The sequence below is a fragment of the Streptomyces beigongshangae genome (assembly GCF_019710745.1).
Classification (GTDB): domain Bacteria; phylum Actinomycetota; class Actinomycetes; order Streptomycetales; family Streptomycetaceae; genus Streptomyces; species Streptomyces beigongshangae.
Genome location: NZ_JAHKJW010000055.1, coordinates 1 through 18,088 on the forward strand (window position 1 = coordinate 1; position 18,088 = coordinate 18,088).

Genomic DNA, 18,088 nt, shown 5'->3' on the forward strand with positions numbered 1-18,088 from the left:
CGATGGTACTGCAGGGGGGACCCTGTGGGAGAGTAGGACGCCGCCGAACAATTTTTGACAGAGCTGGTCCCCGAACTTCGGTTCGGGGACCAGCTCTTTTTTGTTGTGCGTCACTTGAAGTTCACGTTGCGCCACCAACATCATCGGCATGAGTACTACTGCAATGCTCAGGGCCGCGGGTGTCGGAGTTGGTGACGAGGTCATCGTGCCGGCGTTCGGGAACGCCGAGGTCGCCGAAGCGGTGACCCTGGCCGGCGCATTGCCGGTATTCGTGGACATAGACCCGGGCACCTACTGCCTCGATGCGACCGAGGTGGAGGCGGCTGTCGGGCCGCGGACGGCCGCCGTGGTGGCCGTGCACCGCTTCGGGCGGCTCGCCGACATGCCCCGTCTGTGGGACATCGGCCAGCGCCGCGGACTGCTCGTGCTGGAGCAGGGCGAGTCCGAGGCGCCGCACGCCGAGATCGAGGAGCGCAGGGCACACGCGCGCCATCTCGACGGGCGGCTGCGGGGCGTACGGACACCTGAGCGCGGTGCGGGCCATACGTACCAGCAGTACGTCGTGCGGGTGCCGGGGAACGGGCGGCCGGACCGGGATGCCTTCGCGCGGGCCGTACGGGCCAGGGGCGTCGAGTGCCGGGTGCCGGTGAAGACGCCCGTGCACCGGATGCCCGCCTTCCGGCGCGATGTCTGCCTGCCGGAGACCGAGCGCGCCGCGGACGAGACGCTGGCGCTGCCCGTGGACGCCTCGTTGACCAAGCGGGAGATGCAGCGGATCGTGTCCGCGTGCAACGCTCTCGGCGGGCTGCTCCAGCCTGCCTTCTAGCGCTTTCCTTGCAGCTCCTGGCGGCTCCTGACGGTTTCTGATTGTTCGGATGCGGTTGGGAGCACACCGCCGTTCGGGGTATGCTCTGTTCCGTTGCCGCGGGGGAGACCCCAAAGAGCAACAGGCCCCTATAGCTCAGTCGGTAGAGCGTCTCCATGGTAAGGAGAAGGTCAACGGTTCGATTCCGTTTGGGGGCTCGGAAAGAGAAGGCCCCCGCCCTCAAAGGGCGGGGGCCTTCTCTGTGTGTCAGTCCTTTTGCAGGCCCGGGACGCGCATCGCCAGAATGGCCATGTCGTCGGACGGGGCGTCGCTCGCGAAGCGCTCGACCGCGCGCATGATGCGGGCGGCCACCGCCCCGGCCGTCAGACCCGTGCAGGTGGTGAGGACGTCCGCGAGGCCGTCGTCGCCCAGCATGCGGGTGCCCTCGCGGCGTTCGGTGACGCCGTCCGTCACGCACAGCAGGACGTCCCCCGGATCGAGCGTCACCTCCTGCTCGTACAATTCCAGGTCGTCCATGACGCCGAGGAGCGGCTGGGGTTCGGCCGCCGGTTCCACCGTGCCGTCCTGACGGAGGCGCAGGGGGAGCGGGTGGCCGGCGCAGACCACCTTCAGGAGCGCCGAGCCGTCCTCCTGGGGCCACAGCTCCCCGTACAGGAGGGTCAGGAAGCGGCTGCGGGCACCCTCGTCGAGGATCGCTGAGTTCAGGCGGTCCAGGACCGCGGGGCCGCTGTACCCCTCGCGGGCCAGCAGACGCAGCGCGTGCCGGGCGAGCCCGGTGACCGCGGCCGCCTCCGGGCCTGTACCGCAGACGTCCCCGATGGCGAAGCCGTAGGCGTCGTCGCTGATGGGGAAGAGGTCGTAGAAGTCGCCGCCCACCTCGTTGCCCTCGCCGGCCGCGCGGTAGATGACCTCGACCTCCACGCCCTCGATGTCGGGGAGTTCCGGAGGCAGGAGGCTGCGCTGGAGTGACTGGCTGATGGCCGTGCGCTCGGAGTACAGGCGGGCGTTGTCCAGGGCGAGGGCGGCCCGGCGGCTCAGGTCCTCGGCCAGTTCCAGTATTTCCTGGCGGAAGTGCTCGTCCGTCGGCTTGCCGAGGGTCAGCATGCCGATGACGCGGTTGCGGGCCACCAGGGGGAGGACGACCGTCTCGCCGCCGACGGCACCGGCCGTCGCCAGTGTCGTACCGATGCCGGAGCTGACCGTGGCCGGCTCGCCCAGGCCGAGGCTGCGCATGGAGGTGCGCAGGGCGGCCGTGTGGGCCGCCTCGGCGGGGGCGGCCCAGATCCGGGCGCCCGGGGTGGGGACCGGGTCGGGAGGGGCGATCTTCGACAGGAGGGCCTTGAGGCCGTCGATGCGTTCCTCGTCCTCGTGCAGGACGTAGGAGAGGTAGGGATCCGAGGACTGGTCGGCGATCGTGTAGACGGCGCACCAGGTGGCCAGGGTCGGGACCGTCATCTGGGCCATCAGGGCCAGCGTCTGGTCGCGGTCCAGCGTGCCGGCGAGCAGGTCAGATGCCTCGACGAGGAAGGACAGCGAGCCCCGGCGCAGGCGCTCCAGCTCCCCCAGGCGGGCCGACTCGACGGCGAGTGCGATGCGGTCGGCGGCGAACTGGAGGCGCAGGGCCTCCTCGTTCGTGTAGCGGCCCGGTGACTCGGCCGCTACGCCGAGCGAGCCGGTGAGCCGGCCCTCGACCTTGAGGGGGACCGTGACGACCGAACGCATCCCGGTGTCGTTGAGCAGCGGTACGGCTCCGGGGACGGCCGTGAGGTCGTCGTGCACGGCCGGCATGCGGGCCGAGCCGTAGCGGCCGGTGCCCGCCTCCACGGGGACGCGGGCGAAGCGCTGGCGGGCGGAGGGGAGGCCGGTGGAGGCGCGTACCTCCAGCTCCGTCTCGTCGTCGGTCGCCAGGAGCAGGAAGGCGGAGTCGCCGTCGAGCATGTCGCGGGCGCGCTCCACGGTGCGCTGGAGGAGGCCGTCGAGGTCGTCCGGGGCCGGTGAGCCGATGAAGACCTCGAAGGAGTCCGACGCCTGTCCCTCGGAGCTGGTGGTGGTGTCGGTGGCCGAGGCGCGCAACGGGGTCTGCAGGACGGCCCGTTCGTGGTCGCGCACCAGGAGGCAGACCGTGGAGGGCTCGCCGTCGGTGTCCCGTACGCGCAGGTGCGAGGCGTAGACGGGGGTGACGCGGCCGTTGGCGCCGCGCAGGCCGTAGCTGCCCTCCCAGCGGGAGAGCCGGAGGGCCTCGGCGATGCCGGTGCTGGTGCCGGGGGTGTGCGGCCAGGCCGCGAGGTCGGTGAGTGGTTTTCCTATGACCTGCTCGGCTCCGTAGCCGAAGAGTTCCTCGGCGTCCTCGTTCCAGGCGTTGATGGCGCCGGTGCGGTCGATCTGGACGACCGCCACGCGGACGCGGCCGTCGGCGAGGGGGAGCAGGTGGGCGGGGAGCGAGGGACCCGCGGTGCGGGTGCCGACCGCGCGCTCGGGGAGTTCCAGCTGGAACCAGACCTGCTTGCGGGTGGGGGTGTACTCGACGCCCCAGCGGCCGGCCAGGGCGGCGCAGAGCTGGAGGCCGCGGCCGCCCTCGCGGTCGGGGTTGCCCATGGAGAGGGCGTTCCCCTGGAGTGGAATCTCACGTTCCGGATAATGGTCCGCCACCTCGATCCGTACGCCGTCGTCACTGCGCAGGCACAGGACGTCCGCGGCCGTGCCGGCGTGCACCACCGCGTTGGTGACCAGCTCGCTGGTGAGGACCACGGCGTCGTCGACGATGTCGGCGAAGCCCCAGCCCTGGAGGGTGTCGCGGACGAAGGACCGGGCGGTCGCGACGGACCGCCCGAGGGGGGCGAAGCTGGCTGCCGCGCGCGCGGTGATCACAGAACTCCTTGTCCGGTCGTCGGCGTGCGGGGCTCCGGGGCCGGCCTGCCCCTGCCGGGGCAGGAGCTGGTTCCCGGTCGGCCGGGGATCCTGGGGTGCTCCCCCAGGATGCAGTCCGGTGGTCATGGTGCGGTGCCCTCCGATGCCTGCCCGCTCGTGCTCGTGCCACCGCCCAGGCCGGCAGGACCGGTGTGGCTGGACAGCCGCATGCAAGGTTACTTACCTTCGCCGTCCACGCGGATGCCGGTTGCCGGTGTTTACGCCCGGAGGGTGTGCGGACCGTGTGCGAAGCTGCCGAACTGTTATGGCCTGGTTCAACCATGGTGAAACACTGGGCAGGCTCAATGGGGAAGGTACGGGCAGGACGAGTGCCTTCCGGTACGTGGAGCAGCGGTACCCGAGTACACCGAGCGGTGACGGTCGACCCTTGCGGGAGGGACACAGTGGAGTCTGGCGCAGCGACGCGGGGCACTAAGACGCGCGCGAAAGGCGGACAGTCCCTGAGTAACCGGAGCAAACCTCGCAACGGCACGACCGAGGTGGAGACGGCGGCGCTGAACAAGCTGCTCGCCGCCCTGGTGGCGATGCGCGACGGAAACTTCCGCAAGCGGCTCACGGTGTCCGGCGACGGCGTGATGGCCGAGATCGCCGCGGTCTTCAACGAGGTCGGCGACCGGAATCTGCAGCTGACCGGAGAGCTGTCGCGGGTACGGCGCATGGTCGGGCGTGAGGGAAAACTCACGGAGCGGCTGGAGACGGGCGCCTGCGAGGGGTCGTGGGCGGCGGCGATCGACGCGTCCAACGCGCTGGTCGACGATCTCGTACGGCCCGTCTCCGAGGTGGGCAGGGTGCTGTCCGCGGTGGCGGAGGGCGATCTGTCGCCGCGCATGGAACTGCGGGCGCACGTGGCGGACGGCAACGGGCATCCGCTGCGCGGCGAGTTCCTGAAGGTCGGGCGTACGGTCAACAACCTGGTCGACCAGTTGTCCACGTTCACCGACGAGGTCACGCGGGTGGCCAGCGAGGTCGGCACCGAGGGCAAGCTGGGCGGTCAGGCGCGGGTGCGGGGCATGTCCGGTTCGTGGAAGGACCTCACGGACTCCGTCAACACGATGGCGTACCGGCTGACGGCGCAGGTGCGCGACATCGCGCTGGTGACGACGGCGGTCGCCAAGGGTGATCTGTCCCGGAAGGTCACGGTCCACGTGGCCGGCGAGATGCTGGAGCTGAAGAACACCGTCAACACGATGGTGGACCAGCTGTCCTCGTTCTCCTCCGAAGTGACGCGCGTCGCACGCGAGGTGGGCACCGAGGGCGAGCTGGGCGGCCAGGCGCAGGTGCCCGGCGTGGCCGGTGTGTGGAAGGACCTCACCGACTCGGTGAACCTCATGGCGGGCAATCTGACCGCGCAGGTGCGGGGCATCGCCCAGGTCACCACGGCGGTCGCCAACGGCGACCTGTCACGGAAGGTCACCGTCTCCGCGCGCGGCGAGGTCGCGCAGCTCGCCGAGACGATCAACCAGATGACCGAGACGCTGCGGACGTTCGCGGACGAGGTCACCCGCGTCGCCAACGAGGTCGGCGGCGAGGGCAGGCTCGGCGGGCAGGCGAACGTGCCGGGCGCGGCGGGGACGTGGAAGGACCTCACCGATTCGGTGAACACGGTCTTCCGCAACCTCACCACCCAGGTGCGGGACATCGCCGCGGTGACCACCGCGGTGGCCAACGGCGACCTGTCGCAGAAGGTCAGTGTCGAGGTCGCCGGCGAGATGCTGGAGCTGAAGAACACCGTCAACACGATGGTGGACCAGCTGTCGAGCTTCGGCGCCGAGGTCACCCGGGTGGCGCGGGAGGTCGGCGTCGAGGGCGAGCTGGGCGGGCAGGCGCAGGTGCCGGGCGCGGCCGGGACGTGGAAGGACCTCACCGACTCCGTCAACACGGCGTTCCGGAATCTCACCGGACAGGTGAGGAACATCGCGCAGGTGACGACGGCGGTGGCCAACGGCGACCTGTCGCAGAAGGTCACCGTGGACGTCTCCGGTGAGATGCTCGCGCTGAAGAACACCGTCAACACGATGGTGGACCAGCTGTCGTCCTTCGCCGACCAGGTGACGCGGATGGCGCGGGACGTGGGCACGGAGGGCCGGCTCGGCGGCCAGGCGCGCGTGGACGGCGTGTCCGGTACGTGGAAGGACCTCACCGACTCCGTCAACTTCATGGCGGGCAACCTCACGTCCCAGGTGCGGCAGATCGCCCAGGTGACGACGGCGGTGGCGCGCGGCGACCTGTCGCAGAAGATCGAGGTGGACGCGCGCGGCGAGATCCTCGAACTGAAGAACACCATCAACACCATGGTCGACCAGCTCAGCGCCTTCGCCGAGCAGGTGACCCGGGTGGCCCGCGAGGTGGGCACCGACGGCCGGCTGGGCGGGCAGGCGCAGGTACCGGGCGTCGCGGGGGTGTGGCGCGACCTGACCGACTCGGTGAACGGCATGGCGGGCAACCTCACCGCCCAGGTGCGCAACATCGCGCAGGTCGCCACGGCGGTGGCGCGCGGCGACCTGTCGCAGAAGATCGACGTGGACGCGCGCGGCGAGATCCTGGAGCTGAAGAACACCCTCAACACGATGGTGGACCAGCTGTCGAACTTCGCCGAGCAGGTCACCCGGGTGGCCCGCGAGGTGGGCACCGAGGGCATCCTCGGCGGTCAGGCCGAGGTGCAGGGTGTCTCCGGCACCTGGAAGGACCTCACGCAGTCCGTGAACTTCATGGCGAACAACCTGACGATCCAGGTGCGCAACATCGCCGAGGTCACGACGGCCGTCGCCAAGGGCGACCTGTCGAAGAAGATCACCGTCGACGCGAAGGGCGAGATCCTCGAACTCGTCACCACCGTCAACACGATGGTGGACCAGCTGTCGTCGTTCGCCGAGCAGGTCACCCGGGTGGCTCGCGAGGTGGGCACCGAGGGCATCCTGGGCGGCCAGGCGCACGCGTCGGGTGTCACGGGCATCTGGAAGGACCTCACCGACAACGTCAACCTGATGGCCAACAACCTGACCGTGCAGGTGCGCAACATCTCCCAGGTCGCGGCGGCCGTCGCCAACGGCGACCTGACGAGGACGGTGACGATCGAGGCGCGCGGCGAGGTCGCGCAGCTCGCCGACACGTTCAACACCATGGTGAAGACGCTGAGTTCGTTCGCCGACCAGGTCACCAAGGTGGCCCGCGAGGTGGGCACCGACGGCATCCTCGGCGGCCAGGCGCGCGTACCGGGCGTGTCCGGTACCTGGAAGGACCTCACCGAGTCCGTGAACGGCATGGCGTCCAATCTGACCGGGCAGGTGCGCAACATCGCGATGGTCACCACGGCCATCGCCAAGGGCGACCTGACCAAGAAGATCGACATCGACGCGCGCGGCGAGATCCTGGAGCTGAAGACCACCATCAACACGATGGTCGACCAGCTGTCGTCGTTCGCCGAGGAGGTGACCCGGGTCGCCCGCGAGGTGGGCACCGAGGGCCAGCTGGGCGGCCAGGCGCGGGTGCGCGACGTGGACGGCACCTGGCGCGACCTCACCGAGTCGGTGAACGAGATGGCCGGGAACCTGACCCGGCAGGTGCGCGCCATCGCGCGCGTGGCGACCGCCGTGACCCGCGGCGACCTCAACCTGAAGATCGACGTGGACGCCTCCGGCGAGATCCAGGAGCTCCAGGACTACATCAACAAGATGATCGCGAACCTGCGCGACACCACCATCGCCAACAAGGAGCAGGACTGGCTGAAGGGCAACCTCGCCCGGATCTCCGGCCTGATGCAGGGCCGCCGCGACCTCGCCGACGTGGCCTCGCTCATCATGAGCGAGCTGACGCCGGTGGTCTCCGCGCAGCACGGGGCGTTCTTCCTCGCGATGCCGCTGGACGACGGCAAGGACGTGGGCGCCGCGCACGACGATTCGTACGAACTGCGCATGCTCGGGTCGTACGGGTACTCGATGGGCTCCATGCCGACGTCGTTCCGGCCCGGTGAGACGCTGATCGGAACGGCCGCCAAGGAGAAGCGCACGATCCTGGTGGAGAACGTGCCGCCGGGGTACCTGAAGATCGCCTCCGGTCTGGGGGAGGCGCCCCCGGCCCATGTCATCGTGTTGCCGGTGCTCTTCGAGGCGACCGTGCTCGGGGTGATCGAGCTGGCGTCGTTCCACTCGTTCACGCAGATCCAGAAGGACTTCCTCAGCCAGATCGCCGAGATGATCGCGACGAGCGTCAACACCATCGCGGTCAACACCAAGACCGAGGTGCTGCTCAAGCAGTCGCAGGAGCTGACCGAGCAGCTGCGGGAGCGGTCGGCGGAGCTGGAGAACCGGCAGAAGGCCCTCCAGGAGTCCAACGCCGAGCTGGAGGAGAAGGCCGAGCTGCTGGCGCAGCAGAACCGCGACATCGAGGTCAAGAACACCGAGATCGAGGAGGCGCGGCAGGTCCTGGAGGAGCGCGCCGAGCAACTCGCTGTCTCCATGCGCTACAAGAGCGAGTTCCTGGCCAACATGTCCCACGAGCTGCGGACACCGTTGAACTCGCTGCTGATCCTCGCCAAGCTGCTCGCGGACAACGCGGACTCCAACCTCACCCCCAAGCAGGTCGAGTTCGCCGAGACGATCCACGGGGCGGGTTCCGACCTGCTCCAGCTGATCAACGACATCCTCGACCTGTCGAAGGTCGAGGCGGGCAAGATGGACGTGTCGCCGACGCGTATCGCCCTGGTCCAGCTCGTCGACTACGTGGAGGCCACGTTCCGCCCGCTGACGGCGGAGAAGGGCCTCGACTTCTCCGTACGGGTGTCGCCGGAGCTGCCGGCCACCCTGCACACGGACGAGCAGCGGCTCCTCCAGGTCCTGCGCAACCTGCTCTCGAACGCGGTGAAGTTCACCGACACGGGCGCGGTCGAACTGGTCATCAGGCCCGCGGGCGCGGAGGTGCCGGTCGCCATCCGGGAGCAGTTGCTGGAGGCGGGCTCGCTGCGGGACGCGGACGCCGATCTGATCGCGTTCTCCGTGACCGACACGGGCATCGGCATCGCGGCCAGCAAGATGCGGGTGATCTTCGAGGCGTTCAAGCAGGCGGACGGCACGACGAGCCGCAAGTACGGCGGTACGGGCCTGGGACTGTCCATCTCGCGGGAGATCGCGCGGCTGCTGGGCGGCGAGATCCACGCGCAGAGCGAACCGGGACGCGGCTCCACGTTCACCCTGTACCTGCCGCTGCACCCGAGCGAGCTCCCGCCGCAGGGCTACCCGCAGCTCTCCCCGTCCCTGGAGAACGGGGCACCGCCGGCGGGCACGGAGGACGAGGCCGGGGCCCGGACGCAGACACCCGCCGAGGCCCTGCCCTACCAGGAGGTCCAGAACGGGACCGCCGCGCTCTTCAGGCGGCGCCGCAGGGCGGTCCCCGCGGCCGAGCAGCGGCCCGCGCTGCCGGGACCCCAGACGCCCGCCCCGGAGTCCTGGAGCGCGGGCGACGAGGAGCCGGCCGCACGGCCGCGCGCCGCCTTCCGCTTCGAGGGCGAGAAGGTGCTGATCGTCGACGACGACATCCGCAACGTGTTCGCGCTCACCAGCGTCCTGGAGCAGCACGGCCTGTCGGTGCTGTACGCCGAGAACGGCCGCGAGGGCATCGAGGTCCTGGAGCAGCACGATGATGTGACGGTCGTCCTGATGGACATCATGATGCCCGAGATGGACGGGTACGCGACCACGACGGCGATCCGCAGGATGCCCCAGTTCTCCGGACTGCCGATCATCGCCCTCACCGCCAAGGCGATGAAGGGCGACCGGGAGAAGGCCATCGAGTCGGGAGCCTCCGACTACGTGACCAAGCCGGTCGACCCCGACCACCTGCTGTCGGTGATGGAGCAGTGGATGCGGGACGGCGGGCGGTGAGCGGACGGTGAGCGGGTCCCGGCCGGGCGGACGGCGGCGCGCGACCGGCCGGTGACGTCCGGTCGGCCGGTGACGTCCGCCCGTGGTCGGCCGGGATGATCGGGTGGCGGGGTGGCGGGGTGTGGCGGTCGCGTGCACGGGTGCTCGGGCGCCGGGCCGGCGTACCGGCTTGCTGACTGACTGTGCCCGAAGCCGTGTGGAAACCCGGGATTCGGGGAACCTTCTGGTCTCCCGCTACGTTTCTGCTACGTGCACAGTGACATCGCGGTGACAGGGTGTGGCGACGGGCGGGGTGCGGCTACCATGACCGGCACAAGGACGGGCGGCGCTCAGATGCCGTCCCCTGGGGCGGCCCCCGGTGCACTGCCGGGACGAGGAGGGCGGGCCATGGTGCAGAAGGCCAAGATCCTCCTGGTCGATGACCGGCCGGAGAATCTGCTGGCGCTGGAGGCCATCCTCTCTGCGCTCGATCAGACACTGGTTCGGGCATCTTCCGGGGAGGAAGCGCTCAAAGCGCTGCTCACTGACGACTTCGCGGTCATTCTGCTGGACGTCCAGATGCCGGGTATGGACGGTTTCGAGACCGCCGCGCACATCAAGAGGCGAGAGCGGACACGGGACATCCCGATCATCTTCCTCACCGCGATCAACCACGGCCCGCACCACACCTTCCGGGGGTACGCGGCGGGTGCGGTGGACTACATCTCCAAGCCGTTCGACCCGTGGGTGCTGCGGGCGAAGGTCTCGGTGTTCGTCGAGCTCTACATGAAGAACTGCCAACTCCGGGAGCAGGCGGCGCTGCTGCGCCTCCAGCTGGAGGGCGGGGGCGGCAAGGCGGCGCTCGGCGACAGCAAGGAGCCGGCCGGGCTCCTCGCCGAACTGTCCGCGCGCCTCGCGGCCGTCGAGGAGCAGGCCGAGGCGCTCTCCAAACAGCTGGACGACGACTCGGCGGACGCGGCGGCGGTGGCCACCGCCGCCCATCTCGAACGCAAACTCACGGGGTTGCGCCGGGCGCTCGACGCGCTGGAGCCGGGCACGGGGAGCGGGGCGGCCTCGCTGCCCTCGCAGAACTGAGACCGGCCCGGAACCGGCGCTTCGCCCGGTCCGGATCCGGTGTCCGGCCCGGGACCGGGCCGCGAGGCGTGCGGGCGGTGCCGGCCGACGACGGCTCGGACTCCGTCGCACGACCGGTGAGTTGACCGGGCCGGCCGTCTCGGGCAGCCCGGTCTCCGCGCGTCCGACGCGGCATGCGCAAGCCGGGACGCGGTGTTCGCAAGCCGAACGGCGTTGCCGCGGGCCCGGATCGGCGTCGAGGCGGTGTCAATTCGGCACCTCGGATGCGCGACACGAACGGGTGAAGCTGTGGGCACACGTGTCCACAGTGGTCTCCACCGGTAACCTCACACCCATGGCCTCACGTCAGCCCGCAGCCAAGAAGACGCCCGCGAAGAAGGCGGCCGCTCCGACGAAGGCTGTGGCGAGGAGGGCCCCCGCGAAGAAGGCGCCCGCGCGAAGGGCCCCCGCGAAGAAGGCCGCAGTCAGGAGGGCCGCGCCCCCGAGGCCGGCGCCCAGCCCGTCAGGAGGCGTCTACAGGCTCGTACGGGCCCTGTGGCTCGGTGTCGCGCACACCGTCGGCGCCGTGTTCCGCGGCATAGGGCGCGGCGCGCAGGGACTCGATCCGGCGCACCGCAAGGACGGTGTGGCACTCCTGCTGATCGGCCTCACGCTGATCACCGCCGCCGGGACCTGGTCCAGCCTCCGTGGCCCGGTGGGCGACCTCGTCGAGACACTGGTGACCGGCGCCTTCGGCCGGCTCGACCTGCTCGTGCCGATACTGCTGGCGGTCGTCGCCGCCCGGCTCATCCGGCATCCCGAGAAGCCCGAGGCCAACGGACGCATCGTCATCGGCCTGTCCGCGCTCGCCGTCGGTGTCCTGGGCCAGGTCCACATCGCCTGCGGGGCGCCCGCGCGCAGCGACGGCATGCAGGCGATAAGGGACGCGGGCGGGCTCATCGGCTGGGGCGCCGCGACCCCCCTGACGTACACGATGGGCGACATGCTGGCCGTGCCGCTCCTCGTGCTGCTCACGGTGTTCGGGCTGCTGGTGGTCACCGCGACGCCGGTCAACGCGATTCCGCAGCGGCTGCGGCTGCTGTGCGTCCGGCTCGGCGTCCTGCAGCCGCGGCCGGAGGACTACCACTACGACGAGGACGACGAGCGCTACGACGAGCAGTGGCGCGAGGCGCTGCCCGCGGGTCCCCGTCGGCGCCGGACGGGACCCGCGGAGCCGGGGGAGTACGACCCGGACGACGCCGAGCAGGAGGCGCTCACCGCGCGCCGCGGCCGCCGCAGGCGCCCCGCCGTGCGGCAGCCCGCGATCGACCGGCCCAAGGACGCGTTCGACGTGGCGGCGGCGGCCGCCGCGGCACTCGACGGTGCCGTGATGAACGGGATGCCGCCCTCGCCGCTGGTGGCCGACCTGACGCAGGGCGTCGCCACCGACCGCGAGGACCGTGAAGGCTACGAAGACCACGAAGGCGCCGGGGGTTCGGCCCCGGGCGGGGGACCGGCACCGGTGCCCGCCGCACGGACCAGGAGCGCCCGGCCCAAGCAGGAGAAGCTGCAGTCCGAGGTCGCCGACCTGACCAAGCCGGTCCCCGACGCGCCCCGGGAGCTCCCGGCCCGGGCCGAGCAGCTCCAGCTCTCCGGCGACATCACGTACGCGCTGCCGTCGCTGGACCTCCTGGAGCGCGGGGGCCCGGGGAAGTCGCGCAGCGCCGCCAACGACCTCATCGTCGCGTCGCTGACCACCGTCTTCAGCCAGTTCAAGGTCGACGCGGCCGTCACCGGCTTCACCCGGGGGCCGACGGTCACGCGGTACGAGGTCGAACTGGGTCCCGCCGTGAAGGTCGAGCGGATCACGGCGCTCGCCAAGAACATCGCGTACGCCGTCGCCAGTCCGGACGTGCGGATCATCAGCCCGATCCCCGGCAAGTCCGCGGTCGGCATCGAGATCCCCAACACCGACCGCGAGATGGTCAACCTCGGTGACGTGCTGCGTCTGGCCGCCGCCGCGGAGGACGAGCACCCGATGCTGGTCGCGCTCGGCAAGGACGTCGAGGGCGGCTACGTGATGGCCAACCTCGCGAAGATGCCGCACGTCCTGGTGGCCGGAGCGACCGGTTCCGGAAAGTCCTCGTGCATCAACTGCCTGATCACGTCGATCATGGTGCGGGCCACCCCCGAGGACGTGCGGATGGTCCTGGTCGACCCCAAGCGCGTCGAGCTGACCGCGTACGAGGGCATCCCGCACCTGATCACGCCCATCATCACCAACCCGAAGCGGGCCGCCGAGGCGCTGCAGTGGGTCGTGCGCGAGATGGACCTGCGCTACGACGACCTGGCGGCCTTCGGGTACCGGCACATCGACGACTTCAACGACGCCATCCGCAAGGGCAAGGTCAAGCTGCCCGAGGGCAGTGAGCGCGAGCTGTCCCCGTACCCGTACCTGCTGGTGATCGTGGACGAGCTCGCCGACCTGATGATGGTCGCGCCGCGGGACGTGGAGGACGCCATCGTGCGCATCACGCAGCTCGCGCGCGCGGCCGGCATCCACCTGGTGCTCGCCACGCAGCGGCCCTCCGTCGACGTCGTCACGGGTCTGATCAAGGCGAACGTGCCGTCCCGGCTCGCCTTCGCCACCTCCTCGCTCGCCGACAGCCGCGTCATCCTCGACCAGCCCGGCGCCGAGAAGCTGATCGGCAAGGGCGACGGGCTCTTCCTGCCGATGGGCGCGAACAAGCCCACCCGTATGCAGGGCGCCTTCGTCACCGAGGACGAGGTCGCCGCCGTGGTGCAGCACTGCAAGGACCAGATGGCGCCGGTCTTCCGGGACGACGTCACCGTGGGCACCAAGCAGAAGAAGGAGATCGACGAGGACATCGGCGACGATCTCGACCTGCTGTGCCAGGCAGCCGAACTCGTCGTCTCCACGCAGTTCGGGTCGACCTCGATGCTCCAGCGCAAGCTGCGCGTCGGCTTCGCCAAGGCCGGGCGGCTCATGGACCTCATGGAGTCCCGCAACATCGTCGGGCCCAGCGAGGGCTCCAAGGCGCGTGACGTCCTGGTGAAGGCCGAAGAACTGGACGGAGTGCTCGCGGTGATCCGTGGGGAGGCCCAGCCGTAGGGGGAACGGGTCCGTAAGGCGTTCGGGTCATCGGATGTTTAGATCGGGCCATCGGGGTGATCCGAACGTGACTCACCCGTGAGGAAACGGTGAGCAACCGTTTCCCCGCGCCGCACGTCAAGTTGTGCAAGAGGACAGATCCTTGTCCCATCATCAGGATGACCGGCCATTCCGATGGCGTACAAAGTCCCACCGCCCGGTTGCCCCACCCTTTCGTACCCCCCCTAGACTGAACCCCCAGCACAGGTGGCTTGACGCTCGAAAGGCGCCCCCGTGTCCATCGGCAACTCCCCTGACGACCACTTCTTCGACGACAACTCCCCCCAGGACGAGCGGCCCTCCGTGGAGGACGACCAGCCCTCGGTCGGCCGTGTCCTGCAACAGGCGCGCATCGCGGCGGGGCTGACGGTCGACGACGTCAGTAACGCCACCCGGGTCCGTATCGCCATCGTGCACGCGATCGAGCAGGACGACTTCGGTCCGTGCGGCGGTGACGTCTACGCGCGCGGCCACATCAGGACGCTCGCCCGCGCCGTCGAGATCGACCCGGCCCCGCTGCTCGCGCGCTACGACGCCGACCACGGCGGCCGTCCGGCACCGACCCCCGCGGCGCCCATGTTCGAGGCCGAGCGGATCCGGCCCGAACGCCGGGGTCCCAACTGGACCGCGGCGATGGTCGCGGCGATCGTGGCCGTGATCGGCTTCGTCGGCTTCACGCTGTTCAGCGGCGACGACGGCGACGGAAGGACGACGCAGGTCGCCGAGGGGTCCACCCCCACGGCCGGCAAGCCCGACAGGACGAAGCCGGCGGCCGAGCCGGACGCCCCGAAGACCGATCCGTCCGACAGCGCCATCGCGGCCGCTCCGCAGGACAAGGTCACCGTCCAGGTCAGCGCCCCCGACGGCCGCAGCTGGATCTCGGCCAAGGACCACAACGGACGGCTGCTCTTCGACGGCCTGCTGGAACAGGGCGACTCCAAGACCTTCCAGGACAAGGAGAAGATCGACCTCGTCCTCGGCGACGCGGGCGCCATCCAGCTGTACGTGAACGGCAAGAAGATCGACGACGAGTTCCAGTCAGGACAGGTCGAGCGCCTCACGTACACGAAGGGCGACCCCGAGGTCGGCTGAGCCGAGCGCCGCACCGGCACGTTCCGGCGGGTGCCCGCACACCCCCGCCCGGTCCTCCGGGCGCCCGCGGCCGGGGTCGGCCGGGATCGGCCAACCCCGTCGACGTGGGCCGTCGGCGGGACGAAGTAGTCTTGAGCCCATGCCTGAACGCCGTACCGTCGCACTCGTCACCCTTGGCTGCGCCCGTAACGAGGTGGACTCGGAGGAGCTCGCAGGCCGCTTGGAGGCGGACGGCTGGCACCTCGTGGAGGACGCCGAGAACGCGGACGTCGCCGTCGTCAACACCTGTGGCTTCGTCGAGGCCGCCAAGAAGGACTCCGTCGACGCCCTCCTGGAGGCCAACGACCTCAAGGGCCACGGCAGAACCCAGGCGGTGGTCGCCGTCGGCTGCATGGCCGAGCGGTACGGCAAGGAACTGGCCGAGGCCCTGCCCGAGGCCGACGGCGTGCTCGGCTTCGACGACTACGCCGACATCTCCGACCGGCTCCAGACCATCCTGAACGGCGGGATCCACGCCGCCCACACCCCGCGCGACCGGCGCAAGCTGCTGCCGATCAGCCCCGCCGAGCGGCAGGACGCCGGAGCCGGGGTCGCCCTGCCGGGACACGGCCCCGCCGACCTCCCCGAAGGGCTCGCCCCCGAGTCGGGCCCCCGCGCGCCTCTGCGCCGGCGGCTGGACGGCTCCCCGGTGGCCTCCGTGAAGCTCGCCTCCGGCTGTGACCGACGCTGCTCCTTCTGCGCCATCCCGTCCTTCCGCGGCTCCTTCATCTCACGGCGCCCCAGCGACGTACTGGGCGAGACGCGCTGGCTCGCCGAGCAGGGCGTGAAGGAGATCATGCTGGTCTCCGAGAACAACACCTCGTACGGCAAGGACCTGGGCGACATCCGCCTCCTGGAGACGCTGCTGCCCGAACTCGCCGAGGTCGACGGCATCGAGCGGGTGCGCGTCAGCTACCTGCAGCCCGCCGAGATGCGGCCCGGCCTCATCGACGTGCTGACCTCCACGCCGAAGATCGCCCCCTACTTCGACCTGTCCTTCCAGCACTCCGCGCACGGGGTGCTGCGCGCGATGCGCCGCTTCGGGAACACCGACCAGTTCCTGACGCTCCTCGACACGATCCGCTCCAAGGCCCCGCAGGCAGGGGTCCGGTCCAACTTCATCGTGGGCTTCCCCGGCGAGAGCGCGGACGACCTGGCCGAGCTGGAGCGCTTCCTGAGCGCCGCACGCCTGGACGCCATCGGGGTCTTCGGATATTCCGACGAGGACGGCACCGAGGCGGCGACGTACGGGAACAAGCTGGACGAGGACGTCGTCGCCGAGCGCCTCGCACGCGTGTCCCGGCTCGCGGAGGAACTGGTCTCGCAGCGGGCCGAGGAGCGCGTCGGCGAGACCCTGGAGGTGCTGGTCGAGTCCACCGGCTCGGCCGCCGGGGACGGGGCCGCGTACGGCCGCGCCGCGCACCAGGCGCCCGAGACCGACGGCCAGGTGCTGTTCACGAGCGGCGAAGGACTGACCGTCGGCCGTATGGTCGAGGCGAAGGTGGTCGGTACGGAAGGTGTCGACCTGGTGGCCGAGCCGCTCCCGGGCTCGCTCGTGTGTACTGAGGAGGCGGCCAGATGACCGGAGTCCCGGCATCCGCGGCGGGCAGCCCCGGTGTACCCGGCACCCGCGGTGCCGCGGGTGCTCCCGGTACGGGGACCGCAGGTCCGGGACGTTCTGGTCCGGCGGCCGCCGGCACGGGAAACCCTGGCAAGGGAGCCCCCGGCACCGGAGTCCCCGGTGCCGCGGTCCCTGACGTGGCGGTTCCTGACGTGGCGGTTCCTGGTGCCGCAGTCTCCGGTGGTTCCTCCGGTACGGCCGCGGCCGACGCCGGAGCCGCCGGTACGGGTGCCGCCGGTGTCCAGGGCCCGAAGACGCCGCCCGGCGGCAAGCTGGGCGCCGCGGCCGTCAACCAGGCCAGCCTGTGGAACGTCGCCAACCTGCTCACCATGCTCCGGCTCGTCCTCGTGCCGGGCTTCGTGGCGCTGATGCTGGCCGACGGGGGCTACGACCCCGTATGGCGGGCCTGGGCCTGGGCCGCCTTCGCCGTCGCCATGATCACGGACATCTTCGACGGCCATCTCGCCCGTACGTACGACCTCGTCACCGACTTCGGGAAGATCGCCGACCCGATCGCCGACAAGGCCATCATGGGAGCGGCGCTGATCTGCCTCTCCTCGCTCGGCGACCTGCCGTGGTGGGTGACCGCGGTGATCCTCGGACGTGAGTTCGGGATCACCTTCCTGCGCTTCCTGGTGATCCGCTACGGCGTGATCCCCGCCAGCCGCGGCGGCAAGCTGAAGACGCTCACGCAGGGTGTGGCCGTCGGGATGTACGTCCTGGCGCTGACGGGGCCGCTGGCGACCCTGCGGTTCTGGGTGATGGCGGCGGCGGTCGCCCTGACCGTCCTCACCGGAGCCGACTACGTGAGACAGGCCATTGTGCTGCGGCGCCGGGGACTGGCGGAGCGGAAGGCCGCCGCCGGAAGGGCGGAAGCGTGACGTCCACCGCTGCTGAAGTGCTGAGACTACTCACCGTGAGGGGCGAGACCCTGGCCGTCGCCGAGTCGTTGACCGGCGGTCTGGTGGCCGCGGAGCTCGCGTCGGTGCCCGGTGCCTCCCGGGCCTTCCGCGGCTCGGTGACCGCGTACGCCACCGACCTCAAACGCGATGTACTGGGGGTCGACGGCGGTCTGCTGGACCGGCACGGAGCGGTGGATCCGCAGGTCGCGGCGGAGATGGCGGCCGGCGTCCGCAGGGTGCTCGGCGCGGACTGGGGAATTTCGACCACCGGGGTCGCGGGGCCGGACCCCCAGGACGGGCAGCCGGTCGGTACGGTTTTCGTCGCCGTGGACGGACCCTCCGCGGCGACGTATGAAAGCGCTGATGGCGGGAAAGTGTCGGCGCTGCGGTTGAACGGCTCCCGGACGGAAATCCGTAGAGAGAGTGTACGGAGCGTGCTCGCACTGCTTCTGGAGCGGCTTGCGGGCGAACACCCTGGGAATGAGCGGGCACAGGATACGGAACAGAACGGGGGGTTTTGATGTTTGCAGCCCTGAGTGAACACGACATCGCTCCCCGCACGGCCGCGGCGCAAGGCGG

The 18,088-nt window shown here is 70.5% G+C and carries 9 protein-coding genes and 1 tRNA gene; 9 read left to right on the forward strand and 1 reads right to left on the reverse strand.

What is annotated here, in order from left to right; translation table 11 throughout:
* The first annotated feature begins 163 nt into the window (after positions 1–163).
* Together KM933_RS31085 and KM933_RS31090 are read left to right on the forward strand one after the other, a co-directional pair.
* Positions 164–826: a DegT/DnrJ/EryC1/StrS family aminotransferase gene (locus tag KM933_RS31085; RefSeq protein ID WP_221358459.1), complete on the forward strand. Its 663-nt coding sequence runs from the start codon at positions 164–166 to the stop codon at positions 824–826.
* A 124-nt stretch (positions 827–950) separates the two neighbouring features.
* A tRNA-Thr gene (locus tag KM933_RS31090) sits at positions 951–1,023 on the forward strand.
* A 49-nt stretch (positions 1,024–1,072) separates the two neighbouring features.
* Here KM933_RS31090 and KM933_RS31095 read toward each other — a convergent pair.
* The gene (locus KM933_RS31095) at positions 1,073–3,820 is read right to left on the reverse strand and encodes a SpoIIE family protein phosphatase (RefSeq protein ID WP_221358382.1); all 2,748 of its coding nucleotides are present in this window, start codon (positions 3,818–3,820) and stop codon (positions 1,073–1,075) included.
* A gap of 317 nt (positions 3,821–4,137) precedes the next feature.
* On the opposite strand from KM933_RS31095, the gene KM933_RS31100 reads away from it, so the two are divergent.
* The 7 genes from KM933_RS31100 to KM933_RS31130 all read left to right on the forward strand — a co-directional run bounded on the left by KM933_RS31100 (position 4,138) and on the right by KM933_RS31130 (position 18,030).
* Positions 4,138–9,630 carry a HAMP domain-containing protein gene (locus KM933_RS31100; protein WP_221358383.1) on the forward strand — a complete coding sequence of 1,831 codons (5,493 nt, stop codon included), beginning with the start codon at positions 4,138–4,140 and terminating at the stop codon, positions 9,628–9,630.
* A 387-nt stretch (positions 9,631–10,017) separates the two neighbouring features.
* Complete coding sequence (locus KM933_RS31105) at positions 10,018–10,704, forward strand: response regulator (protein ID WP_217459431.1); 687 nt, start codon at positions 10,018–10,020, stop codon at positions 10,702–10,704.
* A gap of 334 nt (positions 10,705–11,038) precedes the next feature.
* Entirely contained in the window at positions 11,039–13,816 is a 2,778-nt protein-coding gene (locus KM933_RS31110; protein WP_221358384.1) for an FtsK/SpoIIIE family DNA translocase, read from the forward strand.
* Positions 13,817–14,089: 273 nt separating this feature from the next.
* Complete coding sequence (locus KM933_RS31115; protein WP_221358385.1) at positions 14,090–14,947, forward strand: helix-turn-helix domain-containing protein; 858 nt, start codon at positions 14,090–14,092, stop codon at positions 14,945–14,947.
* Between the two features lie 139 nt (positions 14,948–15,086).
* Complete coding sequence (gene rimO / locus KM933_RS31120; RefSeq protein WP_221358386.1) at positions 15,087–16,568, forward strand: 30S ribosomal protein S12 methylthiotransferase RimO; 1,482 nt, start codon at positions 15,087–15,089, stop codon at positions 16,566–16,568.
* On the forward strand, positions 16,565–17,488 hold the full coding sequence (gene pgsA / locus KM933_RS31125) for a CDP-diacylglycerol--glycerol-3-phosphate 3-phosphatidyltransferase (protein ID WP_260334424.1): 924 nt from the start codon (positions 16,565–16,567) through the stop codon (positions 17,486–17,488). Before rimO ends, pgsA begins: the two co-directional genes overlap by 4 nt.
* The gene (locus tag KM933_RS31130; protein ID WP_221358390.1) at positions 17,485–18,030 is read left to right on the forward strand and encodes a CinA family protein; all 546 of its coding nucleotides are present in this window, start codon (positions 17,485–17,487) and stop codon (positions 18,028–18,030) included. Before pgsA ends, KM933_RS31130 begins: the two co-directional genes overlap by 4 nt.
* Positions 18,031–18,088 lie beyond the last annotated feature (58 nt).